21 protein-coding genes and 1 pseudogene are annotated in these 19,469 nt (G+C 58.5%); 5 read left to right on the top strand and 17 right to left on the bottom strand.

The features are described 5' to 3' along the window. Nucleotides 1-288: a hypothetical protein gene (locus SLH49_RS00185; protein ID WP_320267167.1), complete on the bottom strand. Its 288-nt coding sequence runs from the start codon at nt 286-288 to the stop codon at nt 1-3. Next, nucleotides 285-1,535 carry a Zn-dependent hydrolase gene (locus SLH49_RS00180; RefSeq protein WP_320267166.1) on the bottom strand — a complete coding sequence of 417 codons (1,251 nt, stop codon included), beginning with the start codon at nt 1,533-1,535 and terminating at the stop codon, nt 285-287. Before SLH49_RS00180 ends, SLH49_RS00185 begins: the two co-directional genes overlap by 4 nt. Before the next feature lie 172 nt (nt 1,536-1,707). Here SLH49_RS00180 and SLH49_RS00175 point away from each other — a divergent pair, with 172 nt between their 5' ends. Beyond that, a complete protein-coding gene (locus SLH49_RS00175; RefSeq protein WP_320267165.1) occupies nt 1,708-2,310 on the top strand; it encodes a TetR family transcriptional regulator C-terminal domain-containing protein in 603 nt (200 codons plus the stop codon). On the opposite strand, the gene preA is transcribed toward SLH49_RS00175, so the two are convergent. The 4 genes from preA to araD all read right to left on the bottom strand — a co-directional run bounded on the left by preA (nt 2,311) and on the right by araD (nt 7,805). Next, a complete protein-coding gene (gene preA / locus SLH49_RS00170; protein ID WP_320267164.1) occupies nt 2,311-3,615 on the bottom strand; it encodes an NAD-dependent dihydropyrimidine dehydrogenase subunit PreA in 1,305 nt (434 codons plus the stop codon). Between the two features lie 37 nt (nt 3,616-3,652). Continuing rightward, nucleotides 3,653-4,993, bottom strand: a complete 1,341-nt coding sequence (locus SLH49_RS00165; protein ID WP_320267163.1) for an NAD(P)-dependent oxidoreductase — start codon at nt 4,991-4,993, stop codon at nt 3,653-3,655. A 149-nt stretch (nt 4,994-5,142) separates the two neighbouring features. Beyond that, complete coding sequence (locus SLH49_RS00160) at nt 5,143-6,048, bottom strand: Gfo/Idh/MocA family protein (protein WP_320267162.1); 906 nt, start codon at nt 6,046-6,048, stop codon at nt 5,143-5,145. After that, on the bottom strand, nt 6,048-7,805 hold the full coding sequence (araD, locus tag SLH49_RS00155) for an L-arabinonate dehydratase (protein ID WP_320267161.1): 1,758 nt from the start codon (nt 7,803-7,805) through the stop codon (nt 6,048-6,050). Before araD ends, SLH49_RS00160 begins: the two co-directional genes overlap by 1 nt. 53 nt (nt 7,806-7,858) lie before the next feature. Between araD and SLH49_RS00150 the strand changes: the two are divergent. Beyond that, nucleotides 7,859-8,623: pseudogene (locus SLH49_RS00150) on the top strand (class II aldolase and adducin N-terminal domain-containing protein). A 48-nt stretch (nt 8,624-8,671) separates the two neighbouring features. Then, complete coding sequence (locus tag SLH49_RS00145) at nt 8,672-8,851, top strand: hypothetical protein (RefSeq protein ID WP_320267160.1); 180 nt, start codon at nt 8,672-8,674, stop codon at nt 8,849-8,851. Here SLH49_RS00145 and SLH49_RS00140 read toward each other — a convergent pair. Continuing rightward, nucleotides 8,848-9,054 carry a hypothetical protein gene (locus SLH49_RS00140; RefSeq protein WP_320267159.1) on the bottom strand — a complete coding sequence of 69 codons (207 nt, stop codon included), beginning with the start codon at nt 9,052-9,054 and terminating at the stop codon, nt 8,848-8,850. The genes SLH49_RS00145 and SLH49_RS00140 overlap by 4 nt on opposite strands. 209 nt (nt 9,055-9,263) lie before the next feature. Here SLH49_RS00140 and SLH49_RS00135 point away from each other — a divergent pair, with 209 nt between their 5' ends. Next, nucleotides 9,264-10,124, top strand: coding sequence for an SDR family oxidoreductase (locus SLH49_RS00135; RefSeq protein WP_320267158.1), 861 nt, complete (start codon nt 9,264-9,266; stop codon nt 10,122-10,124). Here the strand turns inward: SLH49_RS00135 and SLH49_RS00130 are convergent. Next, nucleotides 10,090-10,746: a hypothetical protein gene (locus tag SLH49_RS00130; RefSeq protein WP_320267157.1), complete on the bottom strand. Its 657-nt coding sequence runs from the start codon at nt 10,744-10,746 to the stop codon at nt 10,090-10,092. The genes SLH49_RS00135 and SLH49_RS00130 overlap by 35 nt on opposite strands. Nucleotides 10,747-10,882: 136 nt before the next feature. On the opposite strand from SLH49_RS00130, the gene SLH49_RS00125 reads away from it, so the two are divergent. Further along, complete coding sequence (locus tag SLH49_RS00125) at nt 10,883-11,656, top strand: ion transporter (RefSeq protein WP_320267156.1); 774 nt, start codon at nt 10,883-10,885, stop codon at nt 11,654-11,656. A gap of 48 nt (nt 11,657-11,704) precedes the next feature. On the opposite strand, the gene SLH49_RS00120 is transcribed toward SLH49_RS00125, so the two are convergent. From SLH49_RS00120 to SLH49_RS00080, 9 genes are all read right to left on the bottom strand, one after another. Beyond that, on the bottom strand, nt 11,705-12,451 hold the full coding sequence (locus SLH49_RS00120; RefSeq protein WP_320267155.1) for a class I SAM-dependent methyltransferase: 747 nt from the start codon (nt 12,449-12,451) through the stop codon (nt 11,705-11,707). Nucleotide 12,452: 1 nt separating this feature from the next. Beyond that, nucleotides 12,453-13,394, bottom strand: coding sequence for a hypothetical protein (locus SLH49_RS00115; protein WP_320267154.1), 942 nt, complete (start codon nt 13,392-13,394; stop codon nt 12,453-12,455). 233 nt (nt 13,395-13,627) lie between these two features. After that, nucleotides 13,628-15,541 (bottom strand): 1-deoxy-D-xylulose-5-phosphate synthase, encoded by a 1,914-nt coding sequence (gene dxs / locus SLH49_RS00110; RefSeq protein ID WP_320267153.1) that lies wholly within the window; start codon nt 15,539-15,541, stop codon nt 13,628-13,630. 11 nt (nt 15,542-15,552) lie between these two features. Beyond that, the gene (locus tag SLH49_RS00105; protein WP_320267152.1) at nt 15,553-16,455 is read right to left on the bottom strand and encodes a farnesyl diphosphate synthase; all 903 of its coding nucleotides are present in this window, start codon (nt 16,453-16,455) and stop codon (nt 15,553-15,555) included. Next, on the bottom strand, nt 16,448-16,681 hold the full coding sequence (locus SLH49_RS00100; protein ID WP_320239583.1) for an exodeoxyribonuclease VII small subunit: 234 nt from the start codon (nt 16,679-16,681) through the stop codon (nt 16,448-16,450). Before SLH49_RS00100 ends, SLH49_RS00105 begins: the two co-directional genes overlap by 8 nt. Continuing rightward, the gene (locus tag SLH49_RS00095; protein ID WP_320267151.1) at nt 16,678-17,601 is read right to left on the bottom strand and encodes a histone deacetylase family protein; all 924 of its coding nucleotides are present in this window, start codon (nt 17,599-17,601) and stop codon (nt 16,678-16,680) included. The genes SLH49_RS00100 and SLH49_RS00095 overlap by 4 nt, the downstream gene beginning before the upstream one ends. A gap of 84 nt (nt 17,602-17,685) precedes the next feature. After that, nucleotides 17,686-17,994, bottom strand: coding sequence for a 4Fe-4S binding protein (locus tag SLH49_RS00090; protein ID WP_320267150.1), 309 nt, complete (start codon nt 17,992-17,994; stop codon nt 17,686-17,688). Nucleotides 17,995-18,163: 169 nt separating this feature from the next. Continuing rightward, nucleotides 18,164-18,865 (bottom strand): response regulator, encoded by a 702-nt coding sequence (locus SLH49_RS00085; protein WP_320239586.1) that lies wholly within the window; start codon nt 18,863-18,865, stop codon nt 18,164-18,166. Next, nucleotides 18,862-19,368: a MarR family winged helix-turn-helix transcriptional regulator gene (locus tag SLH49_RS00080; protein WP_320267149.1), complete on the bottom strand. Its 507-nt coding sequence runs from the start codon at nt 19,366-19,368 to the stop codon at nt 18,862-18,864. Before SLH49_RS00080 ends, SLH49_RS00085 begins: the two co-directional genes overlap by 4 nt. Nucleotides 19,369-19,469 lie beyond the last annotated feature (101 nt).

Raw genomic sequence — 19,469 nt, 5'->3', positions numbered from 1 at the left:
CTATTTCGAAACCGCACGCGACTTCTTTAGCAATTCCAGTAAAGTACGGTCAGTATCGGCTCCCGTAGACCTCATGATCGGCAGAATCGCGGTGATTGCAGTAAGATCATTCAAGGGCCCGTCTTCCAGTGCGAAGTGAAGCGCTCGGGATAGCGCGAGCTCCCACTCGCCATTCGCAATCAAGGCCAGCGACGATTGGTAGATCTCTAACGAAATCTCGCCTCGGATGCCTTCCAACAGCTTGATCGCTCTTCTTTCGTCGAGGTCGTAGTCAAGCGCGGACGTCACCCCACGATCTCCGCCGTCTCGACCACCGCGTGGAACAGCACGTCCGTCCCCGCACGCGCCCATTCGGGGCTAATCTCTTCGGCTTCGTTGTGGCTCAGCCCGTCCACACAGGGGCACATGACCATGGATGTCGGGTAGAGGTCGTTGATCCAGCAGGCGTCGTGCCCAGCACCTGATACTATATCCATGTGGCTGTAGCCCAGCCGCTCGGCAGCGTTCCGCACGGCCTTCACGCAACCTTCGTCAAAGGCGGGCGGGTCGAATTGGCCGACGATCTCGGCCTCGAAACTCACCCCGATCTCTTCGCAGAGCTTCGGGGCGCGTTCCATCAATTCATCGACCATCCCGTTCAGCTTGTCCAAAAGATGGGTCCGCATGTCGACGGTAAAGACCACCTTGCCGGGGATGATATTGCGGCTGTTGGGGTAGACGTCGATATGGCCAATGGCGCCCACCGCATTGGGCTGGTTCTTCATCGCGATCTCGTGGACCAGTTCGGTGATCAGGGCGAGGCCACGGCCCGCATTCTTGCGCATATGCATGGGCGTTGAGCCCGTATGGCTTTCCTTGCCGGTCACCGTGCATTCGATCCAGCGCAGGCCCTGCCCGTGGGTGACGACGCCGATATCCTTGCCCTCAGCCTCAAGGATTGGGCCCTGTTCGATATGGAGTTCGAAGAAGGCGTGCATCTTACGGTCGCCCACCTTTTCGGTGCCTTTCCAGCCGATCCGCTCCAGTTCATCGCCGAAGCGTTTGCCGTCGGCATCGACACGGTCAAAGGCCCATTCGAGTTCATGCTTACCCGCAAAAACGCCCGAGGCCAGCATGGCAGGTGCGTAGCGCGTGCCTTCCTCATTCGTCCAATTCGTTACGACAATCGGGTGCTTAGTCTTAATGTCGAGGTCATTCAGCGTGCGGAGAATCTCCAACCCGCCGAGTACCCCCAAGACCCCGTCATATTTGCCACCCGTGGGCTGCGTATCCAGATGCGACCCGACATAGACAGGCAGCGCATCCGGGTCCGTTCCTTCGCGCCGGGCAAACATGTTGCCGATCTCATCGACACCCATCGTGCAGCCGGCATCCTCACACCATTTCTGGAACAGGTGACGACCTTCACTGTCTTCATCCGTCAGGGTCTGGCGGTTGTTGCCACCTGCGATACCGGGGCCGATCTTGGCCATTTCCATCAGGCTGTCCCACAGGCGTTCCCCGTTGATACGCAGGTTCTCTCCCGGTGCGGCCATGGCTCTCTCCTGTTGGCTAGGGCAGTCTTGGTTTGACCAGTTGGTCAAATCAACGCTAACAGAGGGGGGGCGGCAGTCAAGTTCTCCGCATCAATTGCGAGCAGATGCAACCAAAGGCAGCAGTTGCGCCCATGCGAAGGCAAGACGCCTGCATTTTGAGCAAAGGAAAGCTATGACCAAAACGCTCACCCGGATCCAGCAACGCAACAGATCGGCGATCCTTGATGCCGGGTTGGAGGTGTTTTCGCAATACGGGTTTCGGGGGTCGACGCTGGATCAAATTGCGGAAGCGGCCGGACTGTCGAAGCCCAATCTGCTTTACTACTTTCCATCAAAGGAGGCAGTGCACACTGCATTGCTGGAGCGGCTTTTGGAAAACTGGTTGGCCCCACTTCAGGCGCTCGATCCGACAGGCGATCCTATTCAAGAAATCCTCGGCTATGCGCAGCGCAAGCTGGCCCTCAGCCGGGACTATCCGCGTGAAAGCCGACTGTTTGCAAATGAAATCCTGCAGGGCGCGCCGCGGATCCATAACATCTTGCGGGGTGATCTCAAAACCATGGTGGATGATAAGGCGGCAATCATCAGCGGCTGGGCGGAGGAGGGCCAAATTGCCGATATCGACCCACACCACCTGATCTTTTCGATCTGGGCCTTCACCCAGCACTATGCGGATTTTGACGTTCAGGTCCGTGCTGTCCTGGGCGACAAGCCGCCCTATGATGGAGCGGCTGTCTTTCTTGAAACGCTCTACGAGAAGCTACTGACGCCCTGACTATTCAGCGGCTACAGCCCCTGGATTATTGGGATGCGTCGTCCAGTTGGCGTATTCCTTTTCCACCACCTTGCCCGTGCGCGGATCGACCTCTCCGGCCTTCATCGGCTCCATGGTGATGCAGCCGTCCACTGGGCAGACGTCGACGCAGAGATTGCAGGCCACGCATTCCTCGTCGATGACGGAGAAGGTGCGGTCCTCTGACATCGCGATTGCCTGGTGGCTGGTATCTTCACATGCCGCATAGCAGCGCCCGCATTTGATGCAGTCATCCTGGCTGATCCTGGCCTTGGCGACGTAGTTGAGGTTCAGGTATTGCCAATCGGTGACATTGGGGACGGCGCGGCCAACGACCTCTTCAACAGATGTGTAACCCTTTTCATCCATCCACTGCGACAGGCCGCTGATCATCTCTTGCACGATCTTGAACCCATAGGTCATAGCCGCCGTGCAAACTTGCACATTGCCGCAGCCGAGGCTGATGAACTCTGCCGCATCGCGCCACGTCGTGATCCCGCCAATTCCACTGATCGGCAGGCCGTGGGTTTCCGGGTGGCGCGCAATCTCGGACACCATGGACATCGCAATCGGTTTGACGGCCGGGCCGCAATAGCCGCCATGGGACCCTTTGCCATCAATTGAGGGTTCTGGCGACATCGTATCGAGGTTGACGGAGGTGATCGAGTTGATCGTGTTGATCAGGCTCACCGCATCTGCACCACCGGCCTTCGCTGCCGCAGCCGGTTTACGAATGTCGGTGATGTTGGGCGTCAGCTTCACGATTACCGGTTTATCGTAGTACTTCTTGCACCATTCAGTGACCATCTGGATGTATTCCGGCACCTGCCCCACGGCAGAGCCCATGCCGCGTTCGGACATCCCGTGCGGGCAGCCGAAATTGAGCTCGATCCCATCGGCACCCGTCTCGGCGACGCGGGGCAGGATCGCTTTCCAGGCGTCCTCTTCACAGGGCACCATGATCGACACGATCATCGCTCGATCGGGATAGTCAGCCTTGACCCGCGTGATCTCCTCCAGATTGGTCTCCAACGGACGATCAGTGATCAGTTCGATGTTGTTCAGACCCAACAACCGCCGGTCTGCCCCATAGATAGCGCCGTAGCGCGGGCCGTTGACGTTCACGACCGGAGGGCCTTCCACGCCGAGCGTCTTCCACACCGCGCCGCCCCAACCGGCCTCGAACGCGCGGCGGACATTATATTCCTTATCCGTCGGCGGGGCAGAGGCCAGCCAGAATGGGTTGGGTGATTTGATGCCGAGGAATTCTGTCGTTAGATCAGCCATTTAACTCTCCTTCCGGTCGGGTGGGTCAAGACCCACCTTACGACATGAGCATGTTGTGAATGTCTTCAGCCGCGTCGCGTCCTTCGGCGACTGCGGTCACGGTGAGGTCGTCACCGCCGCTCGCACAATCGCCACCAGCCCAGACGCCGGCGCGGCTGGTGCGGCCCGCGCCGGTGACGGCAATTTTGCGACCATCAAGCGTCAGGCCGCCATCGGTTTCCAGTGTTTGACCAATCGCCTTGAACACCTGATCAGCCTTCAGGCACGTGGTCTCGCCCGTGCCTTTTAGCCCGCTTCCGTCATCTTTTGTGTATTCCAGCTCAATCTCTTGCGCTGCACCATTTCCGTGGATCGCGACGGGTTGAGCGTTGAACACCAGGTTTACGCCTTTGGAAGCGGCGAGGTCCTGTTCGTAGCGGCTGGCGCTCATCGCGTCGCGCCCGCGGCGGTAGGCGATGGTGACATTTTGCGCACCCAAAAGCTTCGATTGCACAGCGGCGTCAACGGCGGTCATCCCGCCGCCGATCACTACCACGTCGCGTCCGACAGGGAGGGTTGTGAGGTCGCTGGCCTGTCGTAGATCTGCGATAAAATTAACAGCGTCACGCACGCCGTCTTTATCTTCACCGACCGCACGCAGGGCGTTCACACCGCCTAGGCCGACGCCCAAAAAGACCGCCGGGAAGCAGCCGACGAGGTCGTCCAAAGACAGATTTTCACCCAGCCGCATGCCATATTTGACTGTGATGCCGCCAATACCTAGCAGCCAATCCACTTCCGCAGCGGCGAAATTGTCCGTCGTTTTATACGCGGCGATGCCGAATTCGTTCAGCCCGCCGGGCTTGTCGGCGGCGTCGTAGATTGTTACGTCATGACCATACATCGCGAGGCGGTGCGCGCAGGCCAGGCCAGCGGGGCCCGCGCCAACCACGGCCACTTTCTTGCCGGTCTCAGGCGCCCGTTCGTAGGGATGGCTTTGCTTTGCCATCAGTGTGTCGGTCGCGTGTCGTTGCAGGCGCCCGATCTCGACCGGTTTGCCCTCGGCCAATTCGCGCACGCAGGCCTGTTCGCAGAGGTCTTCGGTCGGGCAGACGCGGGCGCACATGCCGCCCAGAATGTTCTGATCAAAGATTGTCTTGGCCGCAGCCTCGGGCGTGCCGGTACTGATCTGCCTGATAAACAAGGGAATATCGATGTCGGTCGGGCAGGCCGTCACACAGGGCGCATCATGGCAGAAATAGCAGCGATCGGCAGCGACTGTCGCCTCATGCGGGGCGAGAGGCGCGTGCAGATCATCAAAATTCTCGGCCAAAGTCTCGGTGGGCAAGCGTCCCGCAACAATGCCGGGCGTCATCTGAGTGTTCTGGGGGCTGGACATGAGCGATCCCTGTCGTGGCTTCCGATGCTTTAGCCTGCCACAGAATTATTTTTTATCAAACGGTAAATTTTTGGCAGTTTATGAACGCGGCGAAAACGGCGTATAGAACCCGTACAGAAGCTGTACAGATCCTGTACGTACAGGTCAGATCAGAAATGAAAGGGATCAACGGCGATCCGCTTGCCCAAAGTTAGAGCATCGGCGACATGGATCATCGGCGACAGATCGACATCCGAGGCGCCCGTTCTGATCAGTTGGGCCATCCGGGCATAGAGCGCGGGATACTCGTCGAGATCGGAGGGGGCCGCGTCCTGATCATTGATCACACAGCGGTTGCCGCCATCCAGCAGATGCACACTGTCATCGCCCGCCTGTAGAGTGACTTCCCAAGTCTGCTCTCCCTCTTGTCGCCAATCAAAGGCGGCTGTGATGCCCCCGGTAAAGCTCAGGTCGGCAGCGATGGGGGTCTGCCGGTTTGCGGGAAATGATAGGCTCGCCGATTGCAGATGGACCGGGGCGGGCAGCACTTCTGTCAGGATTGAGAGTGCGTTGATGCCAGGATCAAAAACGCCCATACCGCCCGGTTCGAACACCCAGTCCTGTCCGGGGTGCCAGCGGCGCACATCCTCTTTCCAAGTGATCTGGCCAGCGGTCACAGCCTTGTCCGCGAGTAAGGCCTTCGCCGCCGCAACGCCGCGTGCCATGCGGCTATGCCATGTTGTATAGAGCGTAACGCCCGCCTTGGCCGCCATATCCTGCAGCGCCTGCACCTCTGCCAGCGTTGCCCCCGGTGGCTTTTCCAACATCACGTGCCGCCCTGCCGCTATGGCTTTGGCCGCATAGGCGTAGCGCGGAACCGGTGGCAGGCAGAGCGACATGACGGGAATGTCTGTCTCGGCCAGCATCCGGTCGAAATCGGTGAAGGCGGGGACGCCCTCGACCTTGCCGGAGCGGCTGACGGTCGCCGCCAATTCCCAGTCATCGCTGGCGTTGATCGCGGGCACGTGCTGGTCCACCGCGATCTTGCCGATGCCCACAAGGCAAATGGGCGTCATCAGTGGGCTTCCTTGCCCACGGCGTTACCGCGACACCCAACGAGGAAGTCGAAATCGGCGCCCGTGTCGGCTCCCATGACCCGGTCGTGGTAGAGCATCGCATAGCCGCTTTCGGGGCGGGGGTTTGCGCCGGAGGCTTCGGCGCTCCATTTCGATAGCCGGTCGTCCAGTTCCTGATCGGTGATGTCCAGATGAATTCGCCGCGCTTCTACATCCAGTTCAATCATGTCGCCATTCTGGACGATGGCGAGCGGGCCGCCGCGCGCCGCCTCAGGCGTCGTGTGCAGAACGACCGTGCCGAACGCTGTACCCGACATCCGAGCGTCCGAGATGCGGACCATGTCGGTGATCCCTTTCTTCAGGATCTTGGGCGGCAGCCCCATATTCCCGACCTCAGCCATACCCGGATAGCCGCGTGGGCCGCAGTTTTTCAGGACCATCACGCAGGTTTCGTCGATATCCAGATCATCGTCGTTGATGCGTGCCTTGTAGTCGTCGATATCTTCAAAAACGACAGCGCGGCCCTTGTGTTTCATCAGATCCGGCGTCGCGGCAGAGGGCTTCAGCACCGCCCCACCGGGGGCGAGGTTGCCGCGCAAGACAGCGATGCCGCCCGATTGGGTCAGCGCCCTTTCGACGGGCAGGATGACGTCTTCGTTCCAGTTCTGGACATCCTTGACCTCATCCCACATCGACCCGCCTGAGACAGTCAGAGCATCCTTGTGCAACAGACCCGCCTCGCCCAGCCTCTTGATCACAACGGGCAGGCCACCGGCATAGAAGAATTCTTCCATCAGGTATTTGCCCGAAGGCATGAGGTTGACGATTGTCGGCACGTCGCGCCCGAGCCGGTCCCAATCATCAAGGCTCAGATCGACGCCCCTGGTCCGCCCTGCCATGGCGAGCAGGTGGATGACAGCGTTGGTGGACCCGCCGATGGCCGCATTGGTGCGGATCGCGTTTTCGAACGCCTGTTTGGTCATGATGTCGGAGGGCTTCAGGTCGTCCTTGACCATCTGCACAATGCGTCTGCCGGTGACATGCGACATCGCGCGGCGACGGCTATCGACGGCTGGAATGGCCGCATTGCCGGACAGCGCCATGCCCAGCGCCTCTGCCATCGACGCCATCGTGCTGGCCGTGCCCATGGTGTTGCAAGAGCCGGGGGAGCGGGACATGGAGGCTTCTGCCTCCACAAACTCTTCCGCCGTCATCTCGCCTGCGCGGACGGCTTCGGAGAATTTCCAAAGATGCGTGCCGGAGCCGACCGTTTCACCCCGGAAATAGCCGTTCAGCATGGGCCCGCCAGAGACGACGATGGCGGGCAGATCGACCGAGGCCGCGCCCATCAGCAGCGCGGGCGTAGTCTTGTCACAGCCCGCGAGCAACACGACCCCGTCGATGCATTTGGCGCGGATCGCCTCCTCCACATCCATGGCGCAGAGATTGCGGTAGAGCATTGCGGTAGGGCGGATCGTGCTTTCGGAAGGGCTGAAGACAGGGAATTCGACGGGCAAGCCGCCAGCCTCGTAGACGCCGAATTTCACCCGCTCGGCCAGATCACGCAGATGGGCGTTGCAGGGGGTCAGTTCGGACCATGTGTTGCAGATACCGATTACCGGGCGACCATCAAGCAGGTCAGCAGGCAACCCCTGGTTCTTCATCCAGGACCGGTGATAGATCGCGTCCTTCGATGTGCCGCCAAACCATTCCTGTGATCGCAGCTTGCGTGGCCATTTGGCGGGTGTGAAGGCCATGACGTCTTCCTTTGTTGGGTGTTTGCGCCATCATTAGCGCGGGCGATGGGCAAATCCAAGGGAGCGGGTATGAACAAACCGGTCGGAAATCTGACCATTGGGCCGAACGTGTGGATATGGCCGCGGCGTTTCGCTGGACCGCGCGGCTGAACATGCACGAGGCTGTGGCGAACCATTTCAGCCTGGCGATCGATGATGATGGGACACGGTGTCTGATGAACCCCAACCAGATGCATTTTGCCCGGATCAAGGCGAGCGATCTGATTGTTGTGGATGCCAATGAACCCGAGACACTGGCGGGTCCCGACGCGCCGGACCCGACCGCTTGGGGACTGCGTGACGGTATTCATCGGCTCGTACCGCATGCCCGCTGCGCGATGCATGTTCATTCGATCTTTGCGACAGTCCTCGCCTCGCTGCAGGATAGCCGGTTGCAGCCCATCGATCAAAACGGCCGCACCTTCTTCAATCGCTACGTGATTGACGAGAGTTATGGTGGGTCGCCGTTTGAGGAAGAGGTGGAGCGCTGTGCGGCTCTCTTTGACGATCCGATAAAGCGGGTAATGATCATGGGCAATCATGGGGTGCTGGTGATTGGTGAGACCTTGGCCGAGACCTTCAACCGAATGTAATATTTCGAACGCGCCTGCGCGACCTATATCCGTGCGCTGCAAACGGGCATGCCGCTGCGAGTCCTGTCGGACGAGGTGGCCGAGAAGACGGCGCAAGAGCTGGAAGGCTACCCCAAGCAAGACGCGCGGCATCTGGCGGAGTTGAAGGCCATCCTAAATTGGGAAGGATCGGACTACGCTGGGTGAGGCCGGTCAACGGGTGCGAAAGGTAACAAGCTGCGCAGTACCACTCCGATGCTCTTCATCCGCGCGGTCGTCATGGATTCTCACTTCGCGGGTTTTCAGATCGGCACTCTGGCGGCTGAAATCATCCAGAAAGCCGTTGAAATTCGCCTCGCTAAAATGCTGCGCATTGACCGAAATCGCGAAGACCGCACCAGTTGCGGCAATGTGAACAGATGCAACAACACCTAGGGGCTGAACTGGCCAAACGTGATTGTTACCGCACCGACAATCCCGGCATAGGGTGCATCGCTCAACTGCAACGATTTGGTGACGTCCCCAGTGACCAGTCCGCGATAGCACCCCTTCTTGCCTGCGACACACAGCATGTCTTCCGACAGATCGATTCCGTCAATAACTGCCAAACCAGCAGCATGCAAAAAAGCGCCTGCCAAGCCGGTTCCCGCCGCAACCTCGCGTGGTAGCTGACAACCCTGACCATTATAAAAGCTGGTGCCGTGGCTTAAAGACCAAGTCCCATAAAGCGCCTTCATGTCCTCGGCAGATTTCGGGGCGTACGCATCGTTGACATTGGGATCTTTAGCCGTGAGCCGGTGATATCAGAGGCTTGCGCAATCCCAAACACTGCGTCACCACGGGCAGTATGGAAAAGACACTGCTTTCATTCGGGCACGGCTACAGCGCCATGGCCCTGTCCCGTCTGCTGCTCCCGCGGGATTGGCGCATCATAGGTACCACCCGATCAGAGGATAAGGCGCCCAAGCTGATGGCCGACGGGATTGAGCCGCGGATTTGGCCGGGGGCGGACATGGTCCCGGCTTTGAATGCGGCCACGCATGTATTGATCTCTGCCGCGCCTGGCGCAGACGGTGATCCGGTTTTGGCGGAGCTGCGGGATGAGATTGCCGCGCGTGCGGGGCAGTTCGCATGGGTTGGGTATCTCTCTACAACCGGGGTTTATGGCGATCATCAGGGCGGGTGGGTGGATGAAAACACACCCCTCACCCCCGCTACAAAACGCGGTATTGCGCGGGTAGAGGCGGAAACGGCCTGGGCGTCCATCCCCGACCTGCCCCTACATATCTTCCGGCTTGCGGGTATTTACGGCCCCGGACGCGGGCCTTTCTCGAAAGTGCGCAACGGCACGGCGCGGCGGATCATCAAGACGGGGCAGGTGTTCAGCCGGACCCATGTGGCCGATATTGCGCGGGTGCTGGCGGCCTCAATCGCCAAACCCAATCCGGGTGCAGCTTATAATGTCTGCGATGATGACCCCGCCCCGCCGCAGGATGTGATCGCTTATGCGGCGAAACTCCTTGGCCTGCCCATCCCCCCGTCGGTTGATTATGAGACTGCCGAGATGACGCCTATGGCGCGCAGCTTTTATGCGGAAAGCAAGAAGGTGCGGAACGACCGGATCAAGGATGAGTTGGGGGTAGAACTGCTCTATCCTGACTACAAATCAGGTCTCAAAGCATTGCTGGCGCAGGAAATCGGCGCCTGAAGCCCCAGGCGATGGCCGCGTAGATCAGCAAGACACCTGCACCGACAGCGAGGTTAGAGCAGTAAAACACTGCCCGCTCAGCCAGTTCGAGGTTGTTGAGAAACGGATAGGGCAAGCCGCTTGTGACCATCCCCTCGGGTGCGTCGTTAAAGCGCTGCACGACCAGTTCAGCCCAGGCCACATAAAGGCAGATCACCCCGATCAGCCAGGCAAACGCCGCACCAAGCCGCCGATAGGCGCGATGAATAAAGAGCGTGTCGATCACCTGCAAAAGCGGGCCAAGCCCGTGCAGATAAAGCTCCAGCGACCAGGCGCGCAATTGCCCGTTGTTAGTCACCGATGTCGGATCGGCAAAGTAAAGCCGCCAGTAGAGAAACACGACCATGGTGTTGATGACAGCCGTCATGCAGACAAAGCCGTCCCACCGTGCGTCGCTCCGCCCTTCCTCAATCGCCATCATCCGGCTGAAGGCAAAAAACGAACAGAAGAGGGCCCAGATCGTCAGATAGCGAAACGGTCCACCGAAACCGTCCCAACCACCAAAGAAAAGCGTGCGCAGGCAATAGCCTGCTGCCAACAAAAAAGCGATCCAGCGGAAAATCAGAACAGGGCGTAAGGTCATGAAATGCTCACTCTTTCAGCGCAGGATGGCCTGCAAGGGCAGGTTGCGTCCACAATGACCTTGCGTCGACCGAAGCACTTGCTGCCGGGATGGAAACCTCCCATATCTGGGGCGCTTGTGAGCAGAGGCAAATCAAATGACACTTCGCGAGAGAACCGCCCAACTGATCGACACTGGCTGGTTTCGGAACTTCATCGTCGGCGTGATTATCTTCAACGCCATCATTCTGGGGATGGAGACATCGGCATCAATCATGGCACAGGCCGGTCCGCTGATCCATTTTCTGGATAGTGTATGCCTGACCATCTTTGTGGTGGAACTTGTTGCGAAGCTTTTTGCGCAAAGGCTCGCGTTCTTCCGCAGTGGCTGGAACATCTTTGATTTCATCATCGTCGGCGTATCGCTGGTGCCGGGCAATGGCGGCCTGTCGGTTCTGCGCGCCCTGCGTATCCTGCGGGTTTTGCGCGTAATCTCGGTCGTCCCATCACTGCGCCGCGTGGTCGAGGGGTTCGTGACCGCCTTGCCGGGCATGGGGTCGGTATTCCTTTTGATGGGGATTGTCTTTTACATCGGTGCTGTGATGGCGACGAAGCTTTTCGGGGCAAGCTTTCCCGAATGGTTCGGCACACTGGGTCGGTCGGGCTATACGCTGTTTCAGATCATGACGTTGGAAAGCTGGTCAATGGGCATCGTGCGCCCGGTGATGGATGTCTACCCCTATGCCTGGGTCTTCTTTGTGCCGTTTATCATGGTGACAACCTTCGCGGTCGTGAACCTGCTTGTGGGCCTGATCGTAAACTCCATGCAGGATGCCCACGCCGAAGAGGGTAACGCCGCGACTGATGCATACCGCGACGAGGTGATGCGCAAACTGGAGGCGATTGAGGCGCGTTTGGAGGATCGAGAGTGAACAATTGAGCGGTTTGTTTTAGCCGAGGCAGCAGATATCCCGCTGTGCTCACCGCTGCGAGGAAAGCTCAGCAAGGTAAGCCTTAGGGTCACGCAAATCAATTTTACCAAAATAGCTCTCCGGCCCTGCCTCCATGAGATCTATCGGCACAAACTCCTCAACAATGGTATCAAAGTGCTCTTCAAGAACACTGCTTTCAGGATTGAGATCAGAGACGCAGCATAGTCCAGTACGGTTGGCGTTTAATACATCAATCTTCAGGTCTGGACGGTACTTCTTTAATGCCGGCACGACTTTCCAGACATCACCTGTCCAGGCCGTTCCGACACTCAAGTAATTCTCGTCTCGAGTAGTCATTTCTGCATTGAACGGTACAACATCATGAAAGCAGATGATACCATCTCTCGACATCGCTCTTTCGCAATTCATAAAGTCCTTCAGTGCATTCTCGAAATGATGCATTCCATCAATGAATGCCAGATCAGGCACCAGAGAATTTCTCATCAGAAACTCAGATTCAAAGAAATCATCAGAAGTCTTACGAAAGAAGTACATATCACCGGCGCTCTGAAAGTCGCTTGATTTTAAATTGAAAACTGGGTCAATCGCTATAAAGCTACATCCTCTAGATATAAGCGATGAACCCGTACGTGATCCGATTTCAAGATACAAATCCGGGTTTAGCCGATCTTCAATTCCAGCCAATACTTTCAAGTAGTGTAATCCATCAACAACCGGATAGTTCGGATCCTGCTCAATTTCACCCTTGGTGGCGCGTTTCTTGAAAAGCGACATTTCATGCAACTCCAGCTATGCGTGACATATCCTTGAATGCCTGCGCTAGAGCAGGTCCAGACGTCAACTCTTTGATTTGGCCTACAGCATGTAGCGCATCTTGCCACGTTTTTGTTCCGAAGGAGGACCTTGCCATCTCGAAAGCCTGCAGGATTTCTTCTTCTGAGTTATCGTTGGTCAAGTATGGATAATCTGATCCTAATAGCGCTTCAGCGTCCCAGACTTTACGGCTTGTTATAACATTTGATGAACACATCGCTGCAGTTACTCCCTTTGTAAAGGGCTTGATTATTCCGTCCGATTTCTCCTTGCTTCGTCGGAAACAATAATGCAGCGAAAACTGAGACAGACGGTTCAAGCTCTTCTTGAAATCCTTCGTACTGCTTGCATCAATAATCTGTACTTCGCTCTGTAGAACCTCTGGGATCTCTGTCATTGCAATTGTACCAACATATGCTGTTGAAAAACTTGATGCTGGCTTGGATTTCATATTTGTGAGATCTGCACTGGCATTATGTAAAATGACACAAGTGGGGCCAGGCGCGAATTGTCCTTCCAACTGAAGTCTAATTATTGCCTTCTCCTGAGCATAAGATGTGCAAACATGAATGTCGGCAAACTCCGACCGGATGCGCTGAAGATCGCCATCGACATAGTCGAAGCATACGGCCCTCGCTCTGCTCTTCAGAATGTGGGCGGCCTCCGGGTCAATTCTCTCGAGAGCCCGCTTTGTCAAAAAATAAATGGCATCTCGCGGAACCACTCGCGCCCAAATGCGCTGCGCAATACGATGCTTTGCTGTAGGCATTACAATTTGTCGAGCACTGAGATTGGGACCCATATACGGCTCAACGAGTTCAAAGAGGTCATGACCGCGCATTTGAGTGCTACCGGTGTTTTCGTCACCAAAAAGCCTAACGAAATATACTGCTACTTCGGCCATCAAAGGCTCCTTGTTGAGGACTCGCGCGTTGGCCGACAGGGTTCACCGGTCTCAGTGAACCCGTAACCTAAGAAAAGACCTTAGGGTCGTCAATCTTCGAAAAGGTAAGACATCGAGCAGCTACCAGAGCTTCTTTTGTCGTGGTAGCGCGGAGAGAATACCGGAACTTCTCTTTCGTCGGCCAGTCTTTTCTCTACGATTAGCAATCCGCTTCAAAAAAACTCTCCAGTTCACTATGCCCGCTTCTCCAGCCTTGCGACACCCAGCACTTCCAGAACCTTTGCCTCAATGTGCTCTGCGTTCATGGCGGCCACGTTATACATGGCGGTGGGGCTGGCCTGATCGATGAAGATGTCGGGCAGGACCATGGAGCGGTATTTCAGCCCGTGATCGAAGACGCCTTCATCCGCCAAAAACTGCGCCACGTGGCTGCCAAAGCCACCTACGGCGCCCTCTTCGATGGTGATCAGGGCGTCATGTTCAGTGGCGAGTTGCAGGATCAAATCGCGGTCGAGCGGTTTGGCAAAGCGCGCATCGGCGATGGTTGGTGTGATACCCTTCGCCTCCAGCGCTTCGCAGGCCTTCATCACCTCTTGCAGGCGGGTGCCCAAGGACAGGATCGCGACCTCTTTGCCCTCGCGGATCATCCGACCCTTGCCGATTTCCAGCGTTGCGGGGTTTTCCGGCATCTCGACGCCCACACCTTCGCCGCGGGGAAAGCGGAAGGCGATGGGGCCGTCATCATAAGCAGCGGCGGTGGCGACCATGTGGACCAATTCGGCTTCATCCGCTGCGGCCATCACGACAAAGCCGGGCAGGTTTGAGAGGTAACCAACGTCGAATGATCCGGCATGGGTGGCGCCATCGGCACCGACAAGACCGGCACGGTCGATGGCGAAGCGGACCGGCAGGCGCTGGATGGCCACGTCATGCACCACCTGATCATAGCCGCGCTGCAGGAAGGTTGAGTAAAGCGCGCAGAAGGGGCGCATGCCGCCAGCGGCGAGACCGGCGCTAAATGTTACCGCGTGTTGCTCGGCGATGCCGACGTCGAAACAGCGGCTCGCGTAACGCTCCATGAACTTCGAGAGGCCCGTGCCGTCCGGCATGGCCGCCGTGATCGCGCAGATCTTGGGGTCATCGGCTGCGAGTTTGATCAGCTTATCGGCAAAGACGGACGTGTAAGAGGGCGCGTTGCTTTGCGCCTTTTTCTGCTTGCCCGTGATAACGTCGAATTTGGCTGTCGCATGGCCCTTGTCGCTCGCCATCTCGGCCGGGGCATAGCCCTTGCCCTTCTTCGTGATCGCGTGGATCAGGATTGGGCCATCGGCGCGGGCTTTGACCGTGCGCAGGACGGACAGCAACTGTTCCATATCATGCCCATCGATGGGGCCGAGATAGGAGAAGCCCAGTTCCTCAAACAACGTCCCTCCGACGGTCATATGCTTGAGCATATCTTTCGCCCGCTTGGCGCCTTCGCGGAAAGGTTCGGGCAACAGGGAAACGGCCCCTTTGGCGGCGGCTTTGAATTCCTGAAACGGCTCACCGGCATAGAGGCGCGACAGGTAGGACGACATCGCCCCTGTTGGCGGGGCAATCGACATCTCATTGTCGTTGAGGATCACGATCAGGCGTTTCCCCAGATGCCCGGCATTGTTCATCGCCTCATAAGCCATGCCCGCCGACATCGCGCCATCGCCGATCACCGCAATCGCGTCACCGCCCATGCCGCCCAGATCGCGGGCCACGGCAAAGCCCAAAGCCGCCGAGATCGACGTGCTGGAATGGGCCGCGCCGAACGGATCATAGGGGCTCTCAGAGCGTTTGGTGAAACCGCTCAAGCCGCCTTCCATCCGCAAGGTGCGGATGCGGTCGCGCCTGCCTGTCAGGATCTTGTGCGGGTAGCATTGATGCGAGACGTCCCAGACGATCTTGTCCTTGGGCGCATCGAAGACCGCATGCAAGGCGACCGTCAGCTCCACAACACCAAGCCCGGCCCCTAGATGCCCGCCTGTCACCGAAACAGCAGAAATCGTCTCGGCCCGCAGTTCATCAGCCAGTTGCCGCAACTCGCCATCCGACATGTCCTTCATATCGTCGGGCGTCTTCACACGGTCGAGGATGGGGGTATGGGGTTGGTCTGACATGGCGACCTTTCTCAATGCGTGCGCGCAATCACGAATTGCGCGGCCTCTTTCAACGTCTCTGCGTCGTCACCGTAAGGAGATAGCCCATCGCAGGCCTCTGCCACCAGTTCCGCCGCGCGGCCTTTTGCCCCATCGAGACCGAGATGTGACACGAATGTCGCCTTGCCCGCCGCCGCATCCTTGCCCACGGCCTTGCCCATCGCGTCTGCATCGCCGGTGATGTCCAGAATGTCGTCCGCGATCTGAAAGGCGAGGCCCAGATTCGCGCCGTAGATCGAGAGCGGCTCACGCTCTGCCTCGGCCAAGCGCGGGCCGACAAGGGCCGACCAACCGATGAGCGCCCCGGTTTTGCCGGCTTGCAGGTCCATGATCTGGTCAAGGGACAGTGGCTGAACAGCCTGTTCCGCTGCGATATCCGCCGCCTGCCCGCCGACCATGCCGCGAATGCCCGCCGCATTGGCAAGGCTGATCACAAGGTTCAGTTTGGCGCGCGGTGCGCATTCGGCCTGCATCAGCAATTCGAAAGCCAGCGCCTGCAAGCCGTCGCCTGCCAGAACGGCAGTCGCCTCATCCCACTTTTTATGAACCGAGGGCTGGCCGCGCCGCAGATCGTCATCATCCATACACGGCAGGTCATCATGGATCAGCGAATAGGCATGGATCGCCTCAATCGCCGAAGCAGCACCCGCTGCTGAGGCGGGGTTGATCCCGTGGAGCCGTGCCGTCTCCAGCGCAAGAAAGGACCGCAGCGCTTTGCCACCTGTCACCGCATAGAGCATCGCCTCGGGTACAACACCGTCGAGCCCGCTGAGCGCAAAGCCGATGCGCGCTTCAGCGATCTTGGCCGCTTGTGCCATGGCGTCTTGCAAAGGGCGGCGTTCAAGGGCGGCGATGCGGATCGTCATGTCAGCCATCCAGCGGGGCCGTACCCGTCGGCTCCCCCCCTTCGCCGAGGGTGATCTTCGCGACCTTCTCTTCCGCCTCTTTCAACTTGGCCTCGCACCGCGCTTTCAGGGCCGCGCCGCGTTCGTAAAGGGCGATGCTTTCGTCCAATGCCACGTCACCGCGTTCCAGTTGACCTACGACCGTTTCAAGCTCTTTGATCGCGTCCTCAAAGCTCATTTGATCAATGTCGCTCATCGGCCTCTCTCCTCTAACACCTGCAAATGCGCGGCGGCTGATGCGCCCAATGCGGGCAGGTCATAGCCCCCTTCGAGCGTCGATACCACCCGGCCCGCGCAGTGTTTGTCGGCCAGATCGCACAAACGCCCGGTCACCCAGCCGAAATCCTCGGTCGTCAGTTCCATGCCCGCCAAAGGATCATCGCGATGTGCATCAAATCCGGCAGAGATCAGCAGAAGTTGCGGAGCGAAGGCATCGACGCGCGGTAGCACCACCCGTTCCATCACATCGCGGTACGGCTTTGACCCCATGCCGCCAGGCAGCGGCACGTTCAGCACATTGCCAACGCCAGTTTCGTGCGCGGCGCCAGTGCCGGGGTAAAGCGGTGATTGATGGGTGGAGCAAAAGAGGATCCGCGGATCATCCTCTACCAAATCCTGTGTGCCATTGCCGTGATGGACGTCAAAATCGACAATCGCCACACGCTCAAGCCGATGATGGTCGAGCGCATGTTTAGCCCCGATCGCGACATTCCCGAAGAAGCAGAATCCCATGGCCGTCTCGCGTTCCGCATGGTGGCCAGGTGGGCGCATGGCAGCAAAGGCATTTGCCACCTCGCCGCCCATCACCATATCCACCGCCCGCACAACACCGCCGGCTGCGCGATAGGCAGCCTGCAAACTACCGACCGACATATGCGTATCCGCATCGAGCGACCGCCACCCTTCGCTGGGTGCCGCCGCCCGAACAGCATCCACATGCGCTTTGGGATGCACGCGCAAGAGGTCATCCTCTGCCGCGAGCGGTGCTTTCACGCGCTCAAGATCAAAGTCTTTCAGCGCCCCCAAAACCGCATCTAGCCGCGCCACCTGCTCCGGGTGGCCGGGTGGCGTGACATGGTCGTAGCAATCGTCATGTGTGATCAAAGCTGTCGTCATGGGGCGCAGAGAACCCATTTTCAGCAGCAAGTACAACAGGATTGATCAAGGACCAGCCGCAAAACATGCGGCACCGGGCCAAAGCTACGCGCGTATGACCTTAAGGTCTGACGCGTTGCGCTTTTGTGCGGCAAGCCCACGCGCGGTTTCTTCCGTCAGCAATATGCCACCATGAATACAGATATCGGCACAAAGGCCACATTTTGTGCATGCCGCCTTGTCCACGAAATAGGGAAGCCCCGCCCCGTCCAGAAGAAGCGCATAGACCGGACAGACCGCAACGCAGTCGCCGCAGCTTGTGCACTTTTCGATAAGGTGCACCAATGGCAACGCTCCTGGTGGACGCTCCATCGCAAGATCCGCTTGCCAGGAATGTGACCCATATGTCGACATATCGACCCGCCTTCCTATCAGCGCAGAGCTATGGCGAAGACGCATGATCTTGAGTGAGCCAACTGCCTCCGCCAAGGCAACTGATGTAGTTAGGATAGCATCAGAGACCGAGCGTGTAATTGACTCAAATCATGGTCACCGAGCCGCGAGAAGACAGCCCACGCAGGCTTTATTCCGGTGCGAGCATGTAGCCAGCGCCGCGCACCGTCTGCAGGTAGCGTGGCTGTTTCGGGTCAGCCTCAATCTTGCGGCGGAGCCTTGTGATCTGCACATCCACCGCGCGTTCCTGGGTCTGCCCGCCAGAGCGGCTGAGTTCCTCGACCAGACGCGCGCGGGTGACGGCCTCACCAGGGCAACCGGAAAATATACGCATCAACTGGCTTTCGGTCGCGGTCAGGCGCACCAGTTGGTCGCCCTGCCACATCTCGCCACGTTCGATGTCATAGCGGACAGGCCCAAGGTTCAGGACCTTCGGCAGCACCACCGCTGGCTCGGTCGCGGGTACGCGGCGCAGGATCGCGTTGATCCGCAAGAGCAATTCCTTGGGCTCGAACGGTTTGGCGAGGTAATCATCCGCCCCGGCCTCAAGCCCCGTAATCCGGTCATCGGTCTCGCCCTTAGCTGTCAGCAACATGATCGGTGTGGTGATCGACTTGCGCAGATCACGGCAGAGCGCCATGCCGTCCTCGCCCGGCATCATCACGTCCAGCACGATCAAATCAAACTCCAGCCCCGACAGGACCCTGCGGGCATGGGCGGCGTCGCGGGCCGTACTGACCAGAAAGCCAGAGCGCATCAGGAATTTCTGTAACAGGCCCCGAATGCGTTCGTCATCGTCAACAATTAAAAGGTGGGCATCATCAACACTCATTCAGGTCTATCCTTCATCGCCTCGTAATGGTGGCGCGTCTCTTCATCCATCATTGCCTCAAGCACCTGCCGAAATCCAGCCACTGCTGCCGGACCTGCCGCGCGATAGGCCGCGCGCATCCGATCCCGCTGCGCGTCCGACAGGGCCCGTTCCAACACTGCCCCGTCCCCTGTCAGGTGCAGATGGCGTTCGCGTTTGTCGCGGGTGCCCACGGTGCTCTCTACCAAACCGTCCTCGATCAACGTGCGCAACACACGATTGAGCGATTGTTTTGTCACGCCGAGGATGGACAGAAGGTTGTTCACCGTTGTGCCAGGGCTGCGATGGATAAAGTGGATAGCCCGGTGATGGGCGCGCCCATATCCCTTTTGCGCCAAAATGCGGTCGGGGTCGGCGGTGAACCCGCGATAGGCGAAAAACATCGCCTCAATCCCTTTGCGCAACTGCTCATCCGTCAGGAAAAGCAGACTTTGCCCAAGCTGAGGTTGCAACCCTTCCGCCATGCGGCCCTCCCGCGATACTGCGGATCACAATACGTCAGCTTTGTTGACATTCCAAGAATCAACTGATAGCGAAACGCAGAAATTGCGCAATATTATGTCCG

This window comes from Cognatiyoonia sp. IB215446 (genome assembly GCF_033963825.1).
Lineage (GTDB): Bacteria > Pseudomonadota > Alphaproteobacteria > Rhodobacterales > Rhodobacteraceae > Yoonia.
Note: the sequence above shows the minus strand (reverse complement) of the source record. Positions and strands in the feature narration are given on the sequence as shown.